The sequence below is a fragment of the Glycomyces dulcitolivorans genome (assembly GCF_003265355.1).
GTDB lineage: Bacteria > Actinomycetota > Actinomycetes > Mycobacteriales > Micromonosporaceae > Glycomyces > Glycomyces dulcitolivorans.
Genome location: NZ_QFRW01000047.1, coordinates 2,713 through 5,651, shown reverse-complemented (window position 1 = coordinate 5,651; position 2,939 = coordinate 2,713). Strand labels below are relative to the sequence as shown.

3 protein-coding genes and 1 pseudogene are annotated in these 2,939 nt (G+C 71.3%); 1 reads left to right on the top strand and 3 read right to left on the bottom strand.

Annotation, left to right across the window (positions count from 1 at the left end):
* Positions 1–357: pseudogene (locus DI269_RS02720) on the top strand (hypothetical protein); the annotation flags it as partial.
* 188 nt (positions 358–545) lie between these two features.
* Here the strand turns inward: DI269_RS02720 and DI269_RS02715 are convergent.
* From DI269_RS02715 to DI269_RS27565, 3 genes are all read right to left on the bottom strand, one after another.
* The gene (locus tag DI269_RS02715; protein WP_112133597.1) at positions 546–974 is read right to left on the bottom strand and encodes a hypothetical protein; all 429 of its coding nucleotides are present in this window, start codon (positions 972–974) and stop codon (positions 546–548) included.
* A gap of 112 nt (positions 975–1,086) precedes the next feature.
* On the bottom strand, positions 1,087–1,992 hold the full coding sequence (locus tag DI269_RS02710) for a hydroxymethylglutaryl-CoA lyase (protein WP_112133596.1): 906 nt from the start codon (positions 1,990–1,992) through the stop codon (positions 1,087–1,089).
* Positions 1,993–2,131: 139 nt separating this feature from the next.
* Positions 2,132–2,728 (bottom strand): TetR/AcrR family transcriptional regulator, encoded by a 597-nt coding sequence (locus DI269_RS27565; RefSeq protein WP_232822591.1) that lies wholly within the window; start codon positions 2,726–2,728, stop codon positions 2,132–2,134.
* Positions 2,729–2,939 lie beyond the last annotated feature (211 nt).

Below are 2,939 nucleotides of genomic sequence, written 5' to 3'. Positions count from 1 at the left end.
CCGCTGGGGCGGGCCCGCGCGGTCGGTGCGGTCGGCGCCGGCGCCCTCGCCCTGTTGGCACTGGCGGTGGCGCTGGCGCCGGGCTTCGCGTTCGCGGTGGCCGCGGCGGGCCTGCTCGGTGCGGCTTCGGGCCTGGTGGTCGCGGTGTCGGGGCGGGTGCTGACGGCGGCGGAGGTCGGGGACGGTTCGGCGTCGACGGCCCTGTCGGCGGCGTCGCTGCTGGCCGGGATCGCGGCCGGGGTGCTGGCGCTGTTCGCGCTGCCGCTGTACGGGTGGCGGGGCGTGTTCGGGCTGCTGGTGGTCGCGGCGGTGCTCGCGGCCTGGAAGTTCGCCGAGCATGTGCCGAGCGACACCTAGTGTTAGCGAACTGTGACGTGAGGTTCGTCGGAGTCGCATGTCGGCTTTGAGGTTCCGGTGTCACCATGATGTCGTCCGGGTATTCGGAGGTTTTACCCGGCGTGCGGGCACCGGCCGTCCTGTGGCGGTGTCCGTGAAGGCCCCGGGGAGGTTCGAGACCCCGGGGCCTTCGCTACGCCTCGGTCGTACTAGGCGTTGGAGTAGATGTCCTGGGTCGACCTGACCCAGCCGTTCGCGGAGTCCCAGCCGACCGTCCAGACGATGGTGTCGCCCTCGGTCCAGTCCATGCTGCCGCACACCGCCCAGCCTTTGGCCGCTCCGAGCGCGTGGACGCACTTGCCGGAGGTGCCCTCGGCGAGGTTGCTCCAGTAGACGGCGGTCCCGTAGCCGTCGGCCGACTTGTCGGCGACCCAGATCAGGTCGCCGTCGTCCTCGTAGCAGCCGTTCACCTTGGAGTAGGTGATCCCGGTGACGGCGGTGAAGCAGGCCTTGGGGTCGGTGTTCCAGTCGATGTCGCGGGCGTAGGTCGTGGCCGCGGAGGCCGCCGTGCCGGTCAACATGACGATCGCGAACGATGCCGCGAGCATGCCGATGACGGATGCGATGCGTCTGCGCATCAGGGCTCCTTCAAGTGGGAGGTCAGCGCCCGCCGGGTTCGGCGGACACCTCCTGATACGCCCGTCACACTCCTAAGAGTTGCTTCAAGTTCACAGAAAGTCCATGCGGCGCTTAGGGTTTCGGCGAGAGCTTCGTGCGGGGGCCGGCGCGGAGGACGCCGGATTCGAGGGGGCGGCCGACCACGTCCTGGGCGAGGGCGGCGACGCCGATGAGGGCGTCGAGGTCGACGCCGGTGTCGACGCCCATGTCGTGGAGCATGTGGACGACCTCCTCGGTGGCGACGTTCCCGGAGGCGCCGGGTGCGAAGGGGCAGCCGCCGATGCCGCCGACGCTGGCGTCGAACTCGGTGACGCCGCGGTCGAGGGCGGTGAGGAGGTTGGCGAGCGCGGTGCCGCGGGTGTCGTGGAAGTGCATGAGCATCGGCAGGTCCGTGGCGACGGCGTCGAGGAGGTCGGTGACGCGCCGCGGGGTGCCCATGCCGGTGGTGTCGCCGAAGGCGACGCGCCCGGCGCCGGCGGCTTCGGCGGCCTCGACGATGCGGGCGACCTGCGCGGGGGCGATGTCGCCTTCGAAGGGGCAGCCGAAGCTGGTGGCGATGACGACCTCGACGGAGGCGAGGTGCTCCTTGGCGAGGGCGCAGATGTCGGGGAGTTCGGCGAGGGACTCGTCGACGCTGCGGCCGATGTTGGCCCGGTTGTGGGTCTCGGAGGCGGAGACGACGACTTCGACGGCGCTGAACCCGGCGTCGAGGGCGCGCTCGACGCCGCGGCGGTTGGGGGCGAGGGCGGAGTAGCGGATGCCGGGGTGCTTCTCGACCGCGGCCCAGACCTCGGCGGCGTCGGCCATCTGCGGGACGGCCTTGGGGCTGACGAAGCTGACGGCCTCGATGCGGGAGAGGCCGGTGCGCGAGAGCGCGTCGATCAGGCGGATCTTGTCGGCGGTGGGCACCGGCGGCTCGTTCTGGAGCCCGTCGCGCGGGGAGACCTCCCTGAGCGAGACCCGATCGGGCTGGTGCATCGCAGACTCCGTCCGTCGTTGGACCGCTTCACGCCCATGCTATCCCCACCCGCCCTGGGAAGCCTGGGTGCGATCATTCCGCCCGGGTCCGACAAAAACCGGGCCCGGCGGCCGCGATGTCACCCGGACGGGTGAGCGGTCAGCCCGGGTCGAGGGCCCTCAGGGCCGCCGCCCTCAAGAGGGCGGCGGTCTCGTCGGCGCTGACCTCCTGGCCGAGCGAGAGGTACGGGGTGGAGTTCATGAGGCCGAACGCGCCGTGCGCGAGCACGCGGGCCTGCTCGGGCTTGAGGCCGTCGCGGAGGCGGCACAGGACGCCGACCCACTCCTCGACGTACACGCGCTGGAGCTTGCGGACCTCGCGGCGCGGCTCCTCGGGGAGGCGGTCGAGCTCGTGGAGGTGGAGGATGACGATCTCGGGCGAGTCGATGACGACTTCGAGGTGGAAGTCCACGAGCGCTTCGAGCGCGGCCTGGGGGTCCTCGGAGTGGACCGACGCCCAGTGGCGGCCGCCCGCGAGGAGGCGCTCGGAGACGGGGATGAGGGCGTCGGCGAGCATCTGCTCCTTGCCGCCCTTGAAGTGGTGGTACAGGGCCGGGCCGGTGATGGAGGCGGCCGCGCCGATGTCGTCCATCGACACCCCGTGGTAGCCGTGCTTGGCCAGCAGCTTGACCGCGACGTCGAGGATCTCGCGGCGGCGCTTGGACCCGCCCCGTCCGTCCGCTGTTTGTTTTTCCACCCAGATGAGGTTACTCGGGCGTAGTCCGGTGAGCAGGGAGCAAAAGCCCACTTTCACATGGCGGAACGGGCGCCCGCCCCGGGACGCGAACCGGCCGCATCCCCCGTGCACGGGATGCGGCCGGCGTTCGAGCAGCGCGTTCGGTTTCGGGCCGGGAGACCGGACACATGGACTCCCGGAACGGACGCTAGCGGTCGTTCGTGTCGGTGCG